16 protein-coding genes and 2 rRNA genes (1 of these 18 only partly in view) are annotated in these 18,434 nt (G+C 70.6%); 15 read left to right on the forward strand and 3 right to left on the reverse strand.

Annotation, left to right across the window (positions count from 1 at the left end):
* The 10 genes from BLW86_RS21225 to BLW86_RS21270 all read left to right on the forward strand — a co-directional run.
* Positions 1-1,519 (forward strand): 23S ribosomal RNA (locus BLW86_RS21225); it begins 1,603 nt to the left of the window's first position.
* 83 nt (positions 1,520-1,602) lie between these two features.
* Positions 1,603-1,719, forward strand: a 5S ribosomal RNA gene (gene rrf, locus BLW86_RS21230).
* A 67-nt stretch (positions 1,720-1,786) separates the two neighbouring features.
* Complete coding sequence (locus BLW86_RS21235; RefSeq protein ID WP_093878783.1) at positions 1,787-2,434, forward strand: HAD family hydrolase; 648 nt, start codon at positions 1,787-1,789, stop codon at positions 2,432-2,434.
* A 43-nt stretch (positions 2,435-2,477) separates the two neighbouring features.
* Positions 2,478-3,677 carry an MFS transporter gene (locus BLW86_RS21240; protein WP_093875495.1) on the forward strand — a complete coding sequence of 400 codons (1,200 nt, stop codon included), beginning with the start codon at positions 2,478-2,480 and terminating at the stop codon, positions 3,675-3,677.
* A complete protein-coding gene (locus BLW86_RS21245; RefSeq protein ID WP_093878784.1) occupies positions 3,646-4,821 on the forward strand; it encodes an acetoin utilization protein AcuC in 1,176 nt (391 codons plus the stop codon). Before BLW86_RS21240 ends, BLW86_RS21245 begins: the two co-directional genes overlap by 32 nt.
* Positions 4,822-4,915: 94 nt before the next feature.
* Positions 4,916-5,731 carry a phosphatase gene (locus BLW86_RS21250; RefSeq protein ID WP_093875496.1) on the forward strand — a complete coding sequence of 272 codons (816 nt, stop codon included), beginning with the start codon at positions 4,916-4,918 and terminating at the stop codon, positions 5,729-5,731.
* Positions 5,732-5,858: 127 nt separating this feature from the next.
* The gene (locus tag BLW86_RS21255; RefSeq protein WP_030223786.1) at positions 5,859-6,068 is read left to right on the forward strand and encodes a helix-turn-helix domain-containing protein; all 210 of its coding nucleotides are present in this window, start codon (positions 5,859-5,861) and stop codon (positions 6,066-6,068) included.
* Between the two features lie 164 nt (positions 6,069-6,232).
* A complete protein-coding gene (locus BLW86_RS21260; RefSeq protein ID WP_003948845.1) occupies positions 6,233-6,331 on the forward strand; it encodes a 30S ribosomal protein bS22 in 99 nt (32 codons plus the stop codon).
* A 240-nt stretch (positions 6,332-6,571) separates the two neighbouring features.
* Complete coding sequence (locus BLW86_RS21265) at positions 6,572-7,645, forward strand: NAD-dependent epimerase/dehydratase family protein (RefSeq protein ID WP_093878785.1); 1,074 nt, start codon at positions 6,572-6,574, stop codon at positions 7,643-7,645.
* A gap of 15 nt (positions 7,646-7,660) precedes the next feature.
* The gene (locus tag BLW86_RS21270) at positions 7,661-8,782 is read left to right on the forward strand and encodes a lysophospholipid acyltransferase family protein (RefSeq protein ID WP_093875497.1); all 1,122 of its coding nucleotides are present in this window, start codon (positions 7,661-7,663) and stop codon (positions 8,780-8,782) included.
* A gap of 84 nt (positions 8,783-8,866) precedes the next feature.
* On the opposite strand, the gene BLW86_RS21275 is transcribed toward BLW86_RS21270, so the two are convergent.
* The 3 genes from BLW86_RS21275 to BLW86_RS21285 all read right to left on the reverse strand — a co-directional run bounded on the left by BLW86_RS21275 (position 8,867) and on the right by BLW86_RS21285 (position 12,584).
* Positions 8,867-10,114: a DUF5667 domain-containing protein gene (locus tag BLW86_RS21275; protein WP_093875498.1), complete on the reverse strand. Its 1,248-nt coding sequence runs from the start codon at positions 10,112-10,114 to the stop codon at positions 8,867-8,869.
* 298 nt (positions 10,115-10,412) lie between these two features.
* Entirely contained in the window at positions 10,413-11,198 is a 786-nt protein-coding gene (locus BLW86_RS21280; protein WP_093875499.1) for an ECF subfamily RNA polymerase sigma factor, BldN family, read from the reverse strand.
* Positions 11,199-11,636: 438 nt separating this feature from the next.
* Entirely contained in the window at positions 11,637-12,584 is a 948-nt protein-coding gene (locus BLW86_RS21285) for an HAD family hydrolase (RefSeq protein ID WP_093878786.1), read from the reverse strand.
* Positions 12,585-12,690: 106 nt separating this feature from the next.
* On the opposite strand from BLW86_RS21285, the gene BLW86_RS21290 reads away from it, so the two are divergent.
* The 5 genes from BLW86_RS21290 (at position 12,691) to BLW86_RS21310 (ending at position 18,068) form a co-directional block, all read left to right on the forward strand.
* The gene (locus BLW86_RS21290; RefSeq protein WP_093875500.1) at positions 12,691-12,987 is read left to right on the forward strand and encodes a glutaredoxin family protein; all 297 of its coding nucleotides are present in this window, start codon (positions 12,691-12,693) and stop codon (positions 12,985-12,987) included.
* A 272-nt stretch (positions 12,988-13,259) separates the two neighbouring features.
* Positions 13,260-14,066, forward strand: a complete 807-nt coding sequence (locus tag BLW86_RS21295) for a redox-sensing transcriptional repressor Rex (RefSeq protein ID WP_093875501.1) — start codon at positions 13,260-13,262, stop codon at positions 14,064-14,066.
* The gene (locus BLW86_RS21300; RefSeq protein WP_093875502.1) at positions 14,063-15,418 is read left to right on the forward strand and encodes a glutamyl-tRNA reductase; all 1,356 of its coding nucleotides are present in this window, start codon (positions 14,063-14,065) and stop codon (positions 15,416-15,418) included. The genes BLW86_RS21295 and BLW86_RS21300 overlap by 4 nt, the downstream gene beginning before the upstream one ends.
* A complete protein-coding gene (gene hemC, locus BLW86_RS21305) occupies positions 15,415-16,401 on the forward strand; it encodes a hydroxymethylbilane synthase (protein WP_093875503.1) in 987 nt (328 codons plus the stop codon). Before BLW86_RS21300 ends, hemC begins: the two co-directional genes overlap by 4 nt.
* Positions 16,398-18,068, forward strand: a complete 1,671-nt coding sequence (locus BLW86_RS21310) for a bifunctional uroporphyrinogen-III C-methyltransferase/uroporphyrinogen-III synthase (RefSeq protein WP_093875504.1) — start codon at positions 16,398-16,400, stop codon at positions 18,066-18,068. The genes hemC and BLW86_RS21310 overlap by 4 nt, the downstream gene beginning before the upstream one ends.
* Positions 18,069-18,434 lie beyond the last annotated feature (366 nt).

The following is an 18,434-nucleotide window of genomic DNA, read 5'->3' on the forward strand; positions in this document are numbered from 1 at the left end:
AGCCGGCGAACCGAGGTGGTAGTAGGTAAGCGATGGGGTGACGCAGGAAGGTAGTCCAGCCCGGGCGGTGGTAGTCCCGGGGTAAGGGTGTAGGCCGTGTGATAGGCAAATCCGTCACACACCAAGGCTGAGACCTGATGCCGAGCCGATTGTGGTGAAGTGGATGATCCTATGCTGTCGAGAAAAGCCTCTAGCGAGTTTCATGGCGGCCCGTACCCTAAACCGACTCAGGTGGTCAGGTAGAGAATACCGAGGCGTTCGGGTGAACTATGGTTAAGGAACTCGGCAAAATGCCCCCGTAACTTCGGGAGAAGGGGGGCCACGCCCGGTGATCGGACTTGCTCCGTGAGCTGGGGGTGGCCGCAGAGACCAGCGAGAAGCGACTGTTTACTAAAAACACAGGTCCGTGCGAAGCCGTAAGGCGATGTATACGGACTGACGCCTGCCCGGTGCTGGAACGTTAAGGGGACCGGTTAGTCACATTTCGGTGTGGCGAAGCTGAGAACTTAAGCGCCAGTAAACGGCGGTGGTAACTATAACCATCCTAAGGTAGCGAAATTCCTTGTCGGGTAAGTTCCGACCTGCACGAATGGCGTAACGACTTCTCGACTGTCTCAACCATAGGCCCGGTGAAATTGCACTACGAGTAAAGATGCTCGTTTCGCGCAGCAGGACGGAAAGACCCCGGGACCTTTACTACAGTTTGATATTGGTGTTCGGTTCGGCTTGTGTAGGATAGGTGGGAGACTTTGAAGCCGTGACGCCAGTCATGGTGGAGTCGCCGTTGAAATACCACTCTGGTCGTGCTGGATGTCTAACCTCGGTCCGTGATCCGGATCAGGGACAGTGTCTGATGGGTAGTTTAACTGGGGCGGTTGCCTCCCAAAGGGTAACGGAGGCGCCCAAAGGTTCCCTCAGCCTGGTTGGCAATCAGGTGTTGAGTGTAAGTGCACAAGGGAGCTTGACTGTGAGACCGACGGGTCGAGCAGGGACGAAAGTCGGGACTAGTGATCCGGCGGTGGCTTGTGGAAGCGCCGTCGCTCAACGGATAAAAGGTACCCCGGGGATAACAGGCTGATCTTCCCCAAGAGTCCATATCGACGGGATGGTTTGGCACCTCGATGTCGGCTCGTCGCATCCTGGGGCTGGAGTCGGTCCCAAGGGTTGGGCTGTTCGCCCATTAAAGCGGTACGCGAGCTGGGTTTAGAACGTCGTGAGACAGTTCGGTCCCTATCCGCTGTGCGCGTAGGAATATTGAGAAGGGCTGTCCCTAGTACGAGAGGACCGGGACGGACGAACCTCTGGTGTGCCAGTTGTCCTGCCAAGGGCATGGCTGGTTGGCTACGTTCGGGAGGGATAACCGCTGAAAGCATCTAAGCGGGAAGCCTGCTTCGAGATGAGTATTCCCACCTCCTTGAGAGGGTAAGGCTCCCAGTAGACGACTGGGTTGATAGGCCGGATGTGGAAGCCCCGTAAGGGGTGGAGCTGACCGGTACTAATAGGCCGAGGGCTTGTCCTCAGTTGCTCGCGTCCACTGTGTTAGTTCTGAAGCAACGAACACGCCCCCTGCGGGGTGCGGCGGTTCGTATATCTTCATAGAGTTTCGGTGGTCATAGCGTTAGGGAAACGCCCGGTTACATTCCGAACCCGGAAGCTAAGCCTTTCAGCGCCGATGGTACTGCAGGGGGGACCCTGTGGGAGAGTAGGACACCGCCGAACAATTTTTAGCCTCAACCCCCGGACTCCGTCCGGGGGTTGAGGCATTTTTGCGTTCTAGGCTGTGGCCATGAGATACGACTTGGTCATCTTCGACAATGACGGCGTGCTGGTGGACAGCGAGCCGATCTCCAACACCCTGCTGGCCGGCTATCTGACGGAGCTGGGGCACCCCACGACGTACGAGGAGTCCGTCCGGGACTACATGGGCTCCGCCATGCACCGCATCCATGAGCTCGTCGAGGAGCGGAGTGGGGAGAAGCTGCCCGAGGACTTCGACGCGACGTTCCACGCGCGGGTCTTCGCCGCCTTCCAGGCGGAGTTGGAGGCCGTGGTCGGGGCCGGGGACGTGCTCAAGGGGCTCACGGCGGCCGGGGTTCCGTACTGTGTGGCCTCCTCCGGGAGCCATGAGCGGATCCGGGTCGGTCACCGGAAGACCGGGCTCGACGCCTGGTTCCGGGACGAGATCGTGTTCAGTGCCGAGGACGTCGGTCGGGGGAAGCCCTGGCCCGACCTGTTCCTGCACGCCGCCGAGCGGATGGGGGTCGCTCCCGAGCGGTGTGTGGTGATCGAGGACAGCCGGCTCGGCGTGCAGGCGGCCCTGGCCGCCGGGATGGACGTGTACGGGTTCACCGCGATGACGGCGGAGGAGAAGCTCGCCGGGGCCAAGGGCTTCTTCAGGAGGATGGGCGAGCTTCCCGCGATTTTGGGGACGTGATCCATCTACCCAGCGGTAGGTTCCGGCCGTACGCTGTGCCGCCATGACAGATGCGCGGTTGCGGCGTGGGCGGGGATCCCTGGCGGTCAGCTTCTTCGTGCAGGGGGTCACCTTCGCCCTGCTCGTGACCCGAATACCGGCGATCCAGGACCAGTACGGGATCTCGGACGGGCTGTTGCCGGCCTTCCTCGCCGCCGTGCCGATCCTGGCCGGGATGGCGAGCGTGGCGACCGAGAAGGTCGTCGCCCGGGTGGGTCCCGCGGTCGTCCTCCGGTGGGCGCAGCCCTTCGTGCTGCTGGCCCTCCTCGCCGTGGGGCTGGGCTCCGAGCTCTGGCACGCGGCGATCGCGCTGGGGCTCTTCGGGATCGCGGTCGGTGCGCTCGACGCGTCCATGAACATGCTGGGGGTGAGCCTCCAGAGGGCGTACGGCCGGAGCATCATGCTCGGCTTCCACGCCTCGTACAGCCTCGGTGGGATCGCGGGGGCCTCGCTGGCCTGGGTGGGGGCGCACTGGCACCTGTCGTTGTTCGTGTCCTACCTGCCGGTGGTGGCCGTGCTGCTGCCCGTCGCGCTCGTCGGCAGCCGGTGGTACGTGGCCGGCGAGGGGGCCGTGCCGGTCGAGGCGGGGGAGGACAAGGGGAGCGGGGTCGTCTTCAAGGTGCTGCTGCCGCTCTGTCTCGTGATGACCTTCGCGTACATCGGGGACTCGACCGTCTCCAACTGGAGTGCCAAGTACCTCCAGGACGTGCTCGGCAGCTCCGAGGAGCTGGCGACCGTGCCGTACAACGCGTACATGGTGACGACGCTGCTCGGGCGGGCCGTCGGGGACTTCGGGGTGCGGCGGTTCGGGGCCGTCGTGGTGGTCCGGGCGGGTGCGGTGCTCGCGGGTCTCGGGTTCGCGCTGGTCGCGGTGGCTCCGGGTGCCTGGGTGGGGATCGCCGCGTTCACGGTGCTCGGGCTCGGGCTGAGCGTGATCGTGCCGCAGACCTTCGCCGCGGCGGGGCGGTTGTTCCCGGGAGCCAGTGACGCGGCGGTCGCGCGGCTCAACGTCTTCAACTACGTCGGGTTCCTCGTCGGGTCCCCGCTGGTGGGGGCGCTCGGGGACGCCTGGAGCTATCGGGGGGCCATGGTGGTGCCGATGGTGCTGGTCCTGGTGACGGTGGGGTACGCCACGTCGTTCGGTTCGCGAGAGGCCCGATACGGTGGCGGGCATGAGCGGCCGCGCACTGTTGATGTGGGATGAAGCTGTCACGCAGTACGACTTCGGATCCGAGCATCCGATGGATCCGGTACGGCTCGCGCTGACCATGTCGCTGGTGCGGGCCTACGGGCTCGACCGGGCGGTGGACGTGGTGGCGGCGAAGCCGGCCGGGAACTCGACGCTGCGGCTCGTGCACCGCGAGGACTATGTGGCGGCGGTGCGGGCGGCGTCGGCGGACCCGCGGCGGGCCGACCAGGCGTACGGGCTCGGCACGGTCGACGATCCGGCGTTCGCCGGGATGCACGAGGTGTCGGCGCTGATCGCCGGGCAGTCGGTGGGGGCGGCGGAGGCGATCTGGCGCGGGGAGGCCGCGCACGCGGTGAACTTCGCGGGCGGTCTGCACCACGCCATGCCGGGGTCCGCTTCGGGTTTCTGCATCTACAACGACGCGTCCCTGGCCATCGCCCGGCTCCTCGAACTGGGCGCCGAGCGGGTCGCGTACGTGGACGTGGACGTGCACCACGGGGACGGGGTGCAGGCGGCGTTCTGGGACGATCCGCGGGTCCTGACGGTCTCGCTGCACGAGCATCCGCGGACGCTGTTCCCGCAGACGGGCTGGCCGGAGGAGACGGGCGGGGCGGGGGCCGGCGAGGGCGGGGCCGTGAACGTGGCGCTGCCGGCCGGGACCGGGGACGCGGGGTGGCTGCGGGCCTTCCACGCGGTCGTGCCGGAGCTGCTGGCGGACTTCCGGCCGCAGGTGCTCGTGACGCAGCACGGGGCGGACACGCACTTCGAGGATCCGCTGGCGCACCTGGCGGTGTCGCTGGACGCGCAGCGGGCGGTGCAGGAGGCCTGTCACGAGCTCGCGCACGCGCACGCCGAGGGGCGCTGGCTGGCCCTGGGCGGCGGCGGGTACGCGGTGGTGGACGTCGTACCGCGGTCGTGGACGCATCTGGTGGGGATCGCGGCGCACGCTCCGGTGGATCCGGAGGCGGTGATCCCGGCGTCCTGGCGGGACGAGGCGTACGCGCGGACCCGGCAGCCGGGGCCGCTGCGGATGACGGACGGGCGGTGGCCGGTGGGCTTCCGGGACTGGGCCGAGGGGTACGACCCGGCGGACCGGCTCGACCAGGCGGTGCTGGCGACGCGGAGGGCGGCGTTCCCGCTGCGGGGGCTGCTCGCCTAGGCGATCTAGAACGTTCTCCTGGGTGTTACGCCGACGGTGGGGTGTCCGGCAGGTTTGGATCCCCGGGCGGTGGTGTTCCGGCAGCATCGGACGGGTGTGGAGTACCGGGGCGCTGCGGGCGCATCTGTTGGCGTCGGGGTTGGCCGGCACGGTGGCGACCTCGCGGGAGGAGAACCTGCGGAGCTATCGGCTCTTCGCCGCGCGTGATCCGCGGGTGCTGCTCGGGCTCGACCCCGACTGGGGGTGGGACGAGGCCGGTCTGCTGCGGCTGATGGCCGACAAGTGCGGGGTGTCGGGGGATCCGCGGCACCGGGCGGGGCCGGACGTCATCGATCCGGAGCGCACGGTGCGGGGGCTCGACGCCTTCGCCGCGCGCTTGGGCGCGGCGGCCGCGCGGCGGGTTCCGGTGCTCCTCGGGACGGGTCATCCGCACCGTCTGCTCGGTTTCTACGTCGCTCTCGCAGACGCTTTGTCGGCGGCGGGATGTCTTGTCCTCACACCGGCGCAGGGGAGATGTGTCGACATAACGACCCGGTTCGGCGTACGCACGTACCTCCTCGACTACGTACGCGGGGTCGCGCTGGTACGGGAACCCGGGCCGCCCGTGGACGGGCGCGTGCCGGGGGCGCATTCCCACTCGCCGCTGCCGGTTAGGGCCGCTCTGGAGAGTGCGGCCGAGGGTGGCGGGCCGCTGCCGGAGCTCGTGGTGGGGGACCACGGATGGGTCTGCGGGGCAGGTCAGCTGGGTATCGAGGCCATCGGTCTCGCCGATACGGATGATCCGGCGCTGTTCGTCGGAGAGGCCGAGGGGCAGGTGTCGGTGGCCGTTCCGCTTGATGACGGCGTGCGCTCCGCCTCGTACCTCCCGCTGACGCGCTATGTACTCAATCGAGCGTGTCTGTCACGGTAAACGGTCGATGGCAGCTCCTCTTCCCCACTCGTACCACCCGCCCCTAGTCTGGAGAGTGAGCGCTCGGCGACGAAGAGTCACCGGAGGGGAAGCCGGTGGGCGTCGCGGCGGAAGGTACAGGTGGGTCATGGCTGCTGGCGATCGACCTCTCAACGAGGTCAAGTTTCTGACCGTGGCGGAAGTCGCCTCGGTGATGCGCGTGTCGAAGATGACCGTGTACCGCTTGGTACACAGCGGTCATCTGCCGGCGATCCGGGTGGGCAGGTCCTTCCGGGTGCCGGAACAGGCCGTTCACGAGTACCTGCGGGAGTCCTTCGTGGGGGTGGGGACCGCGTAACGAGCGCGCGGCCGTAACGCCGGGAAAGCTCCGTATGGCCCTCGGATTACAAGCGTGGTCCTCGGGACGGTAGGCTAGGCCGACGTAGGTCGTGTGGGCCCAGACGCCCCGCACCGATCCCCGCCGGGAGGCGGGGATGTTCCGAGAAGTGAGCGAGGGTAGTCGTGGGCTCTGTTATCAAGAAGCGGCGCAAGCGGATGGCGAAGAAGAAGCACCGCAAGCTGCTTAAGCGCACGCGCGTTCAGCGTCGCAACAAGAAGTAAGGCGACAGCTGCTTCGCAGCGTCAGTGCGTCGGGCGTGGCCCTTCACCGTTCGCGGTGGAGGGCCACGCCTGTGCGTGGGGGCATGCCTCTGCGGAGGGCCATGTCTCTGTGGGGGACCACGCCTCTGCTGGAGGCCCACGTCTCTGTGTAGGCCACGCTTTTATCCCGCGGAAATGTCGAGGCGCTACGGTGTCGACCAACGGAAGCGACCGACGGAAGACGGACGGAAGGCGCTGATCTTGGGCAAGGTCGTGCTCGTCACCGGTGCCGCCCGGCATCTGGGCGGCCGCTTCGTGCGGCGGATCCAGCGGGACCCGGAAGTGGAGCGGGTGATCGCCGTGGACGCGGTCGACCCCGCGCACCAGCTCGGCGCCGCCGAGTTCGTACGGGCGGACATCCGCCGGCCCGAGATCGCCAAGGTCCTCGCCGAGCACGACGTCGACACGGTGGTCCACCTCGACGTCACCGGCACGGCGCTCGGCGGCGGCGGTCGGACGTCGGTCAAGGAGACCAACGTCATCGGCACCATGCAGCTCCTCGGTGCCTGCCAGAAGTCGCCCCGGATCCGGCGGCTGGTGATCAAGTCCAGTACGAGCGTCTACGGCTCCGCGCCCCGGGACCCGGCCGTCTTCACCGAGACGACGCCCGCCAAGTCCCTGCCGAGCGGCGGCTTCGCGAAGGACGCCGTCGAGGTCGAGGGGTACGTCCGGGGCTTCGCCCGGCGCCGGCCGGACGTGGCGGTGTGCGTGCTGCGGTTCGCGAACATCCTCGGGCCCCGGATCGACTCCCCGCTCGCCGAGTACCTGGCGCTGCCGGTGCTGCCCACCGTCCTGGGCTACGACCCGCGGCTGCAGTTCGTCCACGAGGACGACGTGATCGACGTCCTGCGCCTGGGGGCGCACGAGCCCCGCAGGGCGACCCAGAACAGCGGCACGTTCAACGTCGCGGGGGACGGGGTGCTGCTGCTCTCCCAGTGCGCGCGGCGGCTCGGGCGGCCGACGGTGCCGGTGCTGCTGCCCGCGGTCACCTGGGTGGGCACCGCGCTGCGCACGGTCGGGATCACCGACTTCGCGCCCGAGCAGATCCGGCTGCTCACGCACGGCCGGGTCGTCTCGACGGCCCAGACGCGCGAGGTCCTCGGCTTCTCGCCGCGCTATTCGACGGCGGAGGCGCTCGACGACTTCGCGCGGAGCCGGGGACCGGGGCTGCTGCCGCCCGAGCTGCTCGCCGGGGCGGTCGACCGGCTCGCCGCGCGGCTGGCTCCGCCGGCCGCTCACCCCACCGAATCCTCCCCCCTTCACCACGGCGCCTGAGGAGACCCGACTGCGATGGCGGACGCCAAGGTCATTCCGTTCGACGACGACCGCTCACGGGCCCGGCGGCGGCCCGCCAGGGCCGAGGGCGAGGCGGCGGCCGTACGGGCCCTTCCCGGGCCGCAGCAGGCCTCGGGGGAGCCCGGGGAGCCGGGAAGGCCCGAGCGGGTCTCCGGAGCCTCTGAGGCGTCCAGGGTCCCCGGGGCGTCCGATGTCCCCGGGTCGCCCGGTGCGTCCGGTGCGTCCGGTCCGGAGGCTGCGGTGGGGCCGGAGCCGGGGCAGGTCGCGGCCGGCGGGAGCGGCTGGGAGCGGCGGCTCGCGAGCGGGCTCGCGTTCCTGCGGCGGCGGGTCACCGGCGAGTACGAGGTCGACGAGTTCGGCTACGACGAGGAGCTCACCGACCAGGTCCTGATGGCGCTGCTGCGCCCGCTGTACGAGAAGTACTTCCGGGTGGAGGTGAAGGGCGTCGAGAACATCCCGGCCAAGGGCGGGGCGCTGATCGTCGCCAACCACTCCGGGACGTTGCCGCTGGACGGGCTGATGATGCAGGTCGCCGTCCACGATCACCATCCGGCCGGACGGCACCTGCGGCTGCTCGCGGCGGACCTGGTCTTCGTCCTGCCCGTCGTCAACGAGCTGGCCCGCAAGGCGGGGCACACGCTGGCCTGTGCGGAGGACGCGGAGCGGCTGCTGCGCGCCGGCGAGATCGTCGGGGTGATGCCGGAGGGCTTCAAGGGGATCGGGAAGCCCTTCGGGGAGCGGTACAAGCTCCAGCGGTTCGGACGGGGCGGCTTCGTCTCGACGGCGCTGCGGGCCGGGGTGCCGATCGTGCCCTGCTCGATCGTGGGGGCGGAGGAGATATACCCGATGCTCGGGAACGCCAAGACCCTGGCGCGGGTGCTCGGTTTCCCGTACTTCCCGCTCACCCCGACCTTCCCCTGGCTGGGGCCGCTCGGGGCGCTGCCGCTGCCGACGAAGTGGACGATCCAGTTCGGCGAGCCGATCGAGACGGACTCGTACGCGCCGGAGGCGGCGGAGGACCCGATGCTGATGTTCAACCTGACGGATCAGGTGCGGGAGCAGATCCAGCACACGCTCTACAAGCTGCTGGTGCAGCGGCGGTCGGTGTTCTTCTGAGTTCGTCCGAGTTCTTCTGACCGGTGGTTCCCCGCAGGCAGGAAGAAGGGGCGCCCCCGTTCGTGGGGGCACCCCTTCTCCCTGCTAGCGAGCGTCCTCGCTGTCGATGCCGAGGCCCGGAAGGAGGCCCGGCAGGAGTGGCGGAAGCGTCACGTCCGGCACGTCCGGGGCCACCTGGTCATCCGTGGGGGCCGTCGGTGTGCCCGTCGGAGAGGGCTTGAGCAGTCCGCCGGCGCTGCCGCCGAGGAGGCCGTCGTCCTCGGTCGAGCCGGTGCCGCTGCTCGTGCTCGGGGTGGCTCCCGCGCTGGACCCGGACGGGTGGGGCGAGGCGGAGTGGCTGCCCGAGGGGGACGTCTCCTGGCCGGCCGACGGCCGGTGGCTGCCCGTGCCCTGGGTGTCCCTCGGGGCGGCGGGGCTGCTGCGCGGTCCCTCGGAGCCGATCGCGCCCTTCTCGGGGGTGCGGGGCAGCACCGACTGGAGCGGCTCGACGTCTTCGTCTATGGCGTCGAAGACGTCCGTCACCTCGCTGCCGACGTCCGCCAGCTGGACGGGGAGCCGGTCGCGGAGGCCGTTCCAGGTGTTCCGGTGGGCCTGGGCGAAGGAGTTGAGCCGGGCCATCGGGCCGATCTCGCCGTCCCTCTCGTAGGCCTCGCGGAGCAGTCGACGGCCCTCGGAGGCGTCGTGCTTCACGCCGCCCAGGACGCGGCGGATCTCGGCGAGGGACTCGTGGTCGAGCTCTCCGACGCGGCCGCGCTCCATGAGTCGGCGGGCCTCGCTGAGGCGGGTGGAGGCCTGGTCGAGGTAGATGCCGCCGCGGTCCGCGTCGTCGTCCGCCATGCCCAGCTTGATGTCCTCCATGCCCCGCTTGAGTCCGTAGAGCGAGTCACCGGGGAGGGCGTCGGAGCTGGCGGCGGCCACTCCGCCGAAGGCACCGGCCGCCACACCGACCGTGAGACCGCCGGCGGCGAGGCCCTTGGTCCAGCGGGACCGGGGGCGCAGTTTCCTCAGGGGGGACGCCCGGTGGGATCCCTTGCCGGTGGATGTCCGCTGCTCGGGCACCGTAGGGCCCGCGGCGGCGCTCCCCTCCAGGAGCATCGCTTCCATGGCGGCCACGAGCTGGGCTCGCTGCACCACCTTGACCTCGGGGTCGAGCTGTGGCTTGGGCAGCTCGCCGAGGCCGTTCGCCAAGGCCAACAGCCGCCCCTGTTCGGCGGGTTCGGCCGGCTCCGCCGGGGCCTCGGGCTGTTCGGCCGCCGCGTCCTCGGACGCCCGGTCCTCCAGGGCCTGGGCGAAGGCGTTCGCCCGCCGGTGCGCCGATACGTTCGCGATCACTGGCGGCACCTCCTCTCGTCATGACGGTCGACTCCCCGGGGTGTCCGGAAGGTTGCACACCTTGAGCACATCCACACGAAAGAGTGAGTGGCTGTAGACATGGCGTGACCACAGGGAGTCTGCATCCCGCACAACGAGCGGCGCGGCACTTGGGTTACGCGCGAAAGATGATCGGACCAGTGCGTCATCGGGGCGTCACCGACTGTGAGTTGGGCGGGGGTCGTGGGGATGTGGGGGGAGGTGCGGGCGTGGGGGCGCGGACCGGGGCAGGGGGGTGCGTGTGGGGGGCGCGGAGCGGTCAGCGGGCGTCGTCCGGGAGGAGGCGGGCCAGGGTGCGGACGGCCCGGTACTGGAGGGTCTTGATCGCGCCCTCGTTCTTGCCCATGACCCGGGCGGTCTCGGCGACCGAGAGGCCCTGCAGGAAGCGGAGCGTCACGCACTCCTGCTGCTGGGGGTTGAGACGGCGGACCGCGTCGAGCAGGGCGGCGTTCGACAGGGACTCCAGGACGGAGTCCTCGGGGCTGCGCTCGACCTCGTTGGCGTCGAGCATCTCGCCGGTGGTGACTTCCAGGCGGAAGCGGCTGGACTTGAAGTGGTCGGCGACCAGGTTCCGGGCGATGGTGACGAGCCAGGCGCCGAAGTCGCGGCCCTGCCAGGTGAAGGTGGAGATCCGGCGCAGGGCGCGCAGGAAGGTCTCGCTGGTGAGGTCCTCCGCCGTCGCCTTCCCGCCGACGCGGTAGTAGATGTAGCGGTAGACGGTGTCGCTGTACTGGTCGTACAGGCGGCCGAAGGCCTCGGCCTCGCCGGCCTGGGCGCGCTCGACCAGGTCCATCATGCGGGCGCTGTCGCTGTCCGCGGTGGGGCGGCGGGCGGGGGTCGAGGTTCCGGAGCGGGTGCCCCGTCTGCCCACGGCGGCGCCGCCGTCGGCCAGGGCATAGCAAGGTCCGGCGGGTGCCGGTGCGGCGAAGGCGAAGGCGGGGACAGGGCCGGCGTACGCGGTGGGGACGAAGCCGCGCAAGTGGTCGAGGACCGTTGCGCGCAGCGTAGCCAGGCCCGAGGTGTCAACCCCGACGTGTGGGTACACGGGACTCCCAGAGGCAGAGCTTCCATCACGTGCAGTGCGGGACCGTTCACCCGTCGTGGCGACGTGAGGGGTCCTTTGTGCGTCTGAGGAGAATAACGCTTCGTACAGGCAGCGCTACACCCAGTTGCTAAAATCACCGGTTACGACGTATCTGTTACTGCTTGTAGTCGCATCAAGTCGCGGTTCGTGACCGTTTGTTGATCGGTTTGCTTCCGAGTGTGACTGCGCGGGCGATGCGTTGTGCTCAAGTCCGGGACGCGTGAGTGAACGGGGCCGCTGCGGGGTAAGGGGGCGGGAATGCCCGGGAGTCGACCTGTGCGGTGCTGTTCGACCACGGACGGGTGAGCGCCCCTGGTCCGGGGTTGTCGCAGATGATCGCAGCCGAAACGTATCGGCAGAACGGCCGGGCGCGCCGGGAACGTGACCCCGCGGGAGCGGTCAGTGGCGGCGGCGGTGCAGGGCGACCGCGGCGGCGGTGCCGCCGGCCAGCGCGCCCAGGCCCGCGGCGGCGGGGATGCCGACCTTCGCGGCCTTCCGGCCGGTCCGGTAGTCGCGCAGCCGCCACTCCCGGTCCTTCGCGTGCTTGCGGAGCTTGGTGTCCGGGTTGATCGCGTACGGGTGCCCCACCAGCGACAGCATCGGGATGTCGTTGTGCGAGTCGCTGTACGCGGCGCAACGGCTCAGATCGAGGCCCTCGGCGGCGGCGAGAGCCCGTACCGCCTCGGCCTTGGCCGGTCCGTGCAGGGGCTCGCCGACCAGCTTGCCCGTGTAGACGCCGTCGATCGACTCGGCGACCGTGCCCAGCGCGCCGGTCAGGCCGAGCCGGCGGGCGATGATCGTGGCCGTCTCGACCGGGGCGGCCGTCACCAGCCAGACCTTCTGGCCCGCGTCCAGGTGCGCCTGGGCGAGGGAGCGGGTGCCGGGCCAGATGCGGTCGGCCATGTACTCGTCGTAGATCTCCTCGCCGATCGACATCAGCTCGGAGACGCGGTGGCCCTTGACGATGGACAGGGCACTGTCGCGGGCGTCCTGCATGTGCTCGGGGTCCTCGACGCCGGCGAGCCGGAACCAGGCCTGCTGCCAGGCGAAGCGCGCGAGTTCGCGGCGCTGGAAGAACTTCCGCTTGTACAGGCCGCGGCCGAAGTGGAAGATCGCGGCGCCCTGCATCACGGTGTTGTCGAGGTCGAAGAAGGCCGCGGCGCGGACGTCGCCGACGACCGGGAACTCGGGCTCGGCGGCCTCGGCTTCGGCGGCGGCGGCCTCCTCGCGCTCCTGTTCCAGCTGGAGCGAGGACTTGCGCGCCGCCTCGGCGGCGGCCTCGCCTGCCAGGACGCTGCGCGCGGTGGCGGAGCGCCTACGGGGGGTGAGCCATCCCAGAGCGGCCATGTCGTTGAGCATAGCCAGTCTGTTCGGTACTTCCCGACTTGTGAGGATGCCGGGGTGTGAACAGTCGGCGCCGACCGTGTTACCCGGGGCTTGCGGGCCCCGCAGAATGGGCGTCATGTTCGGACGTGGGAAGAAGAAGGACGCCGGATCGGGGAAGGACGCCGCCTCGCGCGTGGTGACCCTGATCGGCAAGCCGGGATGTCATCTCTGTGACGACGCCCGCGCGGTGATCGAGGCCGTCTGCGCGGAGACCGGAGCATCCTGGGAGGAGAAGGACATCACCCGGGACGAGGAGCTCCACCGGGCGTACTGGGAGCAGATCCCCGTCGTCCTGATCGACGGCGAGCAGCACACCTTCTGGCGCGTGGACGCCGGCCGGCTTCGGCGCGAACTGGGTGCGTGACCGGCGGACGGTTACCATCGTGGACGTTTTGTTGGGTTCCGGGGGCGGCATCGTGAGGAGAGTGTGCGGCTTTGCCCCCTTCGGGATCTCAACGCTCCGACGCGCTCCGCGGTTCCACGACGATACGAACCGGCCGCGTGACCCCGGTCACTTTGGGCGGACAAAACGGACACCATCTTTGTGCACGCGTTCACAAAGACATAGCCTGCATTCGACGGGGCGGTCTTGGGACATATGGCCGCCTGCAGCCCCGCTCATCCCGCAGGAGCACCGTGGCAACTGGCCGAACTCACCGACCGGCGACCCGTAGCCGAGGAATTCCCGAGGCCACCGTCGCCCGGCTTCCGCTGTATCTGCGCGCACTGACCGCGCTCTCGGAGCGTTCCGTACCCACGGTCTCCTCCGAGGAGCTCGCGGCGGCGGCGGGGGTCAACTCCGCGAAGCTGCGCAAGGACTTCAGCTACCTCGGCTCGTACGGCACCCGCGGTGTCGGCTACGACGTCGAGTACCTCGTCTACCAGATCTCCCGCGAGCTCGGCCTGACCCAGGACTGGCCCGTCGTGATCGTGGGCATCGGTAACCTCGGCGCCGCGCTCGCCGGCTACGGCGGCTTCGCCTCCCGCGGCTTCCGCGTCGCCGCGCTCATCGACGCCGACCCCGCCATGACCGGCAAGCCGGTCGCCGGGATCCCCGTCCAGCACAGCGACGACCTCGAGAAGATCATCAGCGAGGACGGCGTCTCCATCGGCGTCATCGCGACCCCGGCCGGCGTCGCCCAGCAGGTCTGCGACCGGCTCGTGGCCGCCGGAGTCACCTCCATCCTGAACTTCGCCCCGACCGTGCTCTCCGTGCCCGACGGCGTGGACGTGCGCAAGGTCGACCTCTCCATCGAGCTGCAGATCCTCGCCTTCCACGAGCAGCGCAAGGCCGGCGAGGAGACGAGCGCCGAGGAGGGCCCCGACACGGGCGCCGAGCCCGAGGCCGCCGCGCCCGTCGCGCCGCCGGCCCCCCGTGGCGCCACGGGCGACACCGGTCGCAAGGGACCCGACGGGGACGTCCCCGCGGTGATGCCGGCATGAGCCTCCTCGTCGTCGGACTGAGCCACCGCAGCGCCCCGGTCTCCATCCTGGAGCGGGCCTCGCTGTCGGCGGACACCCGGATCAAGCTGCTCCAGGACACCCTCGCCGCCGAACCGGCCACCGAGGGCGCCGTCCTGGCCACCTGCAACCGCATCGAGCTCTACGCCGACGTGGACAAGTTCCACGCCGGTGTCGCCGAGCTGTCCACGCTCCTCGCACAGCACAGCGGCGTCGGCCTGGACGAGCTCACTCCTTATCTCTATGTGCACTACGAGGACCGGGCCGTCCACCACCTCTTCTCGGTGGCCTGCGGGCTCGACTCCATGGTCGTCGGCGAGGGCCAGATCCTCGGCCAGATCAAGGACGCCCTCGCCCTCGGCCAGGACCTCCACACCGCCGGCCGGCTCCTCAACGACCTGTTCCAGCAGGCCCTGAGGGTCGGCAAGCGCGCCCACAGCGAGACCGGGATCGACCGGGCCGGACAGTCGCTCGTCACCTTCGGCCTGGAGCAGCTCGCCCAGGACACGGACGTCGAGACCTGGGCCAAGGGCAAGAAGGCCCTCGTCATCGGCGCCGGTTCGATGTCCTCGCTCGCCGCCGCCACGCTCGCGCGCTCCGGCGTCTCCGAGATCGTCATCGCCAACCGCACCCTGGCCCGCGCCGAGCGCCTCGCGCAGATCCTGACCGAGCCCGGGGGCACGGGGGTCGCCGCACACGCGGTCGAGATGGTTGCCGTCGGCGACGAACTGACACGTGCCGACGTCGTCGTCTCCTGCACCGGCGCCACCGGACTCGTCCTCACCGGCGAGGCCGTCGAGGACGCGGCGCGGGGACGCACGGCCCCGCTCTTCCTCCTCGACCTCGCCATGCCCCGCGACATCGACGCCGCCGCCCACCGTGTCCCCGGCGTCCGGCTCGTCGACATCGAGTCGCTCGCCGAGGCCTCCGCCGACGCGCCCATGGCCGCCGACGTCGACCAGGTGCGCGGCATCGTCTCCGACGAGGTCGCCGCCTTCGGCGCCGCCCAGCGCGCCGCCCACATCACCCCGACCGTGGTCGCCCTGCGCACCATGGCCGCCGACGTGGTGGCCAGCGAGGTCGCCCGCCTGGAAGGCCGCCTCCCCGGCCTCGACGACAAGCAGCGCGCCGAGATCACCCAGACCGTGCGCCGCGTCGTCGACAAGCTCCTGCACGCGCCGACCGTGCGGGTCAAGCAGCTGGCCAGCGAGCCCGGCGGCGCCGGGTACGCGGACGCGCTGCGGACACTCTTCGACCTCGACCCGGAGACGGTGGCTTCCGTCAGCCGGGCCGACCTGAATGACGCCGACGTCAAGAACCGAGGGCGAGTATGACCGAGAGGGCACTGAGGCTCGGGACCAGGCGCAGCAAGCTCGCCATGGCCCAGTCCGGGCACGTGGCCGACGCCGTCCGGCAGCTGACCGGCCGGCCCGTCGAGCTCGTGGAGATCACGACGTACGGGGACACCTCCCGGGAGCACCTCGCGCAGATCGGCGGCACCGGCGTCTTCGTCGCCGCCCTGCGCGACGCGCTGCTCGCCGGGGAGGTGGACTTCGCCGTGCACTCCCTGAAGGACCTGCCGACCGCCCAGCACCCCGACCTGGTGCTGGCCGCGATCCCGCGCCGCGAGGACCCGCGCGACGTGCTGATCGCCCGCGAGGGCCTGACGCTGGACCGGCTGCCCGCGGGCGCCCGGGTCGGCACCGGCTCCCCGCGGCGGATGGCACAGCTCCACGCCTACGCGCGGAGCCACGGGCTGGACATCACCTGCGTCCCCATCCGCGGCAACGTCGACACCCGCGTCGGCTACGTCCGCAAGGGCGAGCTGGACGCGGTCGTCCTGGCCGCGGCCGGACTCAACCGCATCGGCGGGACCGACGAGCTCCTCGACGGCCTGACCGCCGAGCCGCTGACCGTCGACACCGTCCTGCCCGCCCCCGGCCAGGGGGCCCTGGCCGTCGAATGCCTGGCGTCGAACACCGAACTCGTCGCCGCGCTCGCGCCGCTCGACGACCCGCACACGCGGGCCGCCGTGACCGCCGAGCGATCCCTGCTCGCCGCCCTGGAGGCCGGCTGCTCCGCACCCGTGGGTGCGCTGGCCGACCTGCTGGCCGACGACCCCGGTCACGGGCAGGTTGTCACCGAAATGCGCCTGCGCGGCGTCGTCGGCACCACCGACGGCTCGACGCTGGTGCAGCTGTCCACCACCGGACCCGTACCCACCTCGCACGACGAGGCCCTGGCGCTCGGACGCGAACTCGCGGACGAGATGCTCGCCAAGGGTGCGGCCGGTCTTATGGGGGAGCGAGCACTTTGAGCCCCACCAGCCCGACCACCAGCCCCCTGTCCCCGGCCCTCGCGGGCCATGGGCACGTCACGTTCCTCGGCGCAGGCCCGGGCGACCCCGGACTGCTGACCCTCAGGGCCGTCGAGGCCCTCGCGGGGGCGGACGTCCTGATCGCCGAGCCGGAGGTGCTCGAGGTCGTTCGCGGCCATGCGCGCGCGGGGGTGAGCACGCCTGAGCTGACGGTCGTTGACGAGGCGTCAACAACCGCCGGTGTCCCCGTGTTGAGGGATGCCGCCAATCTTGTCATGGAGGCCGCGCGGGGCGGCAGGCGGGTCGTCCGTGCGGTGACCGGCGACCCCGGCCTCGACGGGAACGCGGGCGCCGAGATGCTCGCCTGCGCCGCCGAGGGCATCCCCTTCGAGGTCGTGCCCGGCGTCGCCACGGCCGTCGGCGTGCCCGCGTACGCCGGTGTGCCGCTGCGCGACTCCCAGGGCACCGACGTGCGCTTCGTCGACGCCCGGACCGCCGACGAGCGGTGCTGGGCCGAGGTCGGTGCCTCGGACGGGACCGTCGTCGTGTCCACTTCCCTGGATTCGGTCGCCGCGGCTGCCGGAGAGCTGGTGGCGGCTGGCCGTAAGCCGGACACCCCGCTCACCGTCACCATCGCCGGCACGACCACCCGCCAGCGGACCTGGAACGCGACCCTCGGGACGATCGCCCAGGTCTTCAAGCAGGGCAAGGTCCTCCCCTCGCCCGAGGGACACCGGCCCGTCATAGCCGTGGTCGGCGAGCGCAGCGCCCCGGCGCAGCGGGACCAGCTGTCGTGGTTCGAGTCGAAGCCGCTCTTCGGGTGGCGGGTCCTCGTGCCGCGCACCAAGGAGCAGGCCGCGTCGCTCTCCGACCAGCTGCGCTCGTACGGCGCCGTGCCGCACGAGGTGCCGACGATCGCCGTCGAGCCGCCGCGCACCCCGCAGCAGATGGAGCGGGCGGTCAAGGGACTCGTCACCGGCCGGTACGAGTGGATCGCCTTCACCTCCGTCAACGCCGTCAAGGCCGTACGGGAGAAGTTCGAGGAGTACGGGCTCGACGCCCGCGCCTTCGCCGGCATCAAGGTCGCGGCGGTGGGCGAGCAGACCGCCGCGGCTCTGGTGGACTTCGGCGTGAAGCCGGACCTCGTGCCGTCCGGTGAGCAGTCCGCCGCGGGACTGTTGGAGGACTGGCCGCCGTACGACCCCGTCTTCGACCCGATCGACCGCGTCTTCCTGCCGCGCGCCGACATCGCGACCGAGACGCTCGTCGCGGGCCTGATCGAGCTCGGGTGGGAGGTCGACGACGTCACCGCCTACCGGACCGTACGGGCCTCGCCGCCGCCGGCGGACACGCGGGAGGCGATCAAGGGCGGCGGCTTCGACGCCGTGCTCTTCACGTCCTCCTCGACCGTGCGCAACCTCGTTGGCATCGCCGGCAAGCCGCACAACGTGACCGTGATCGCGTGCATCGGGCCCGCCACGGCCAAGACCGCCGAGGAGCACGGGCTCCGGGTCGACGTGCTCTCGCCCGAGCCGTCCGTCCACAAGCTCGCCGAGGCGCTCGCGGACTTCGGCCTCCGGCGCCGGGAGTCCGCGCTGGAGGCGGGGGATCCGGTGACGCGGCCGAGTGAGCGGCGGCCGGGGGCGCGGCGGCGTCGGACGACGTAGCACCTCGGGTGCGGGCCCGCTCCTGCGCGGACCCGCACCTCGATCCCTCCGGGGGCTGCCGCTCCTGGGCCCGCCTGTGCGGGCGCGCGGCCGCGGGGCGGTGCCCCCTGCCGTGTGGGGCCCGCGCTTGGTGGGGCGGTGCCCCTGTCCCCGCCCGTGTGGGCAATCGTCCCGCTGGGCGGGACGGGTGGGCACACGGGACGGCGCCTTTGCGGGCGCGCTCCGCCTTCTGGACCTGGACCCGCACCACGACTGCGGCGCACAGGCCGGTGCGGGTTCGGGCGCGGGAGCCTCTGGCGCCGGCAAGGGCGCCGTTCCGTTGTGCCCACCCGTTCCGCCCCGGCGGAACGCATGCCCACAACGGGG

This window comes from Streptomyces sp. TLI_105 (assembly GCF_900105415.1).
Taxonomy (GTDB): domain Bacteria; phylum Actinomycetota; class Actinomycetes; order Streptomycetales; family Streptomycetaceae; genus Streptomyces.

What these genes read in the sequence shown, in the direction of transcription:
- BLW86_RS21235 (WP_093878783.1), top strand. Translation starts at nt 1,787, where the DNA reads ATGAGATACGACTTGGTCATCTTCGACAATGACGGCGTGCTGGTGGAC.
- BLW86_RS21240 (WP_093875495.1), top strand. Translation starts at nt 2,478, where the DNA reads ATGACAGATGCGCGGTTGCGGCGTGGGCGGGGATCCCTGGCGGTCAGC.
- BLW86_RS21245 (WP_093878784.1), top strand. Translation starts at nt 3,646, where the DNA reads ATGAGCGGCCGCGCACTGTTGATGTGGGATGAAGCTGTCACGCAGTAC.
- BLW86_RS21255 (WP_030223786.1), top strand. Translation starts at nt 5,859, where the DNA reads ATGGCTGCTGGCGATCGACCTCTCAACGAGGTCAAGTTTCTGACCGTG.
- BLW86_RS21270 (WP_093875497.1), top strand. Translation starts at nt 7,661, where the DNA reads ATGGCGGACGCCAAGGTCATTCCGTTCGACGACGACCGCTCACGGGCC.
- BLW86_RS21285 (WP_093878786.1), bottom strand. Translation starts at nt 12,584, where the DNA reads ATGGCCGCTCTGGGATGGCTCACCCCCCGTAGGCGCTCCGCCACCGCG.
- BLW86_RS21290 (WP_093875500.1), top strand. Translation starts at nt 12,691, where the DNA reads ATGGGCGTCATGTTCGGACGTGGGAAGAAGAAGGACGCCGGATCGGGG.
- BLW86_RS21300 (WP_093875502.1), top strand. Translation starts at nt 14,063, where the DNA reads ATGAGCCTCCTCGTCGTCGGACTGAGCCACCGCAGCGCCCCGGTCTCC.
- hemC (WP_093875503.1), top strand. Translation starts at nt 15,415, where the DNA reads ATGACCGAGAGGGCACTGAGGCTCGGGACCAGGCGCAGCAAGCTCGCC.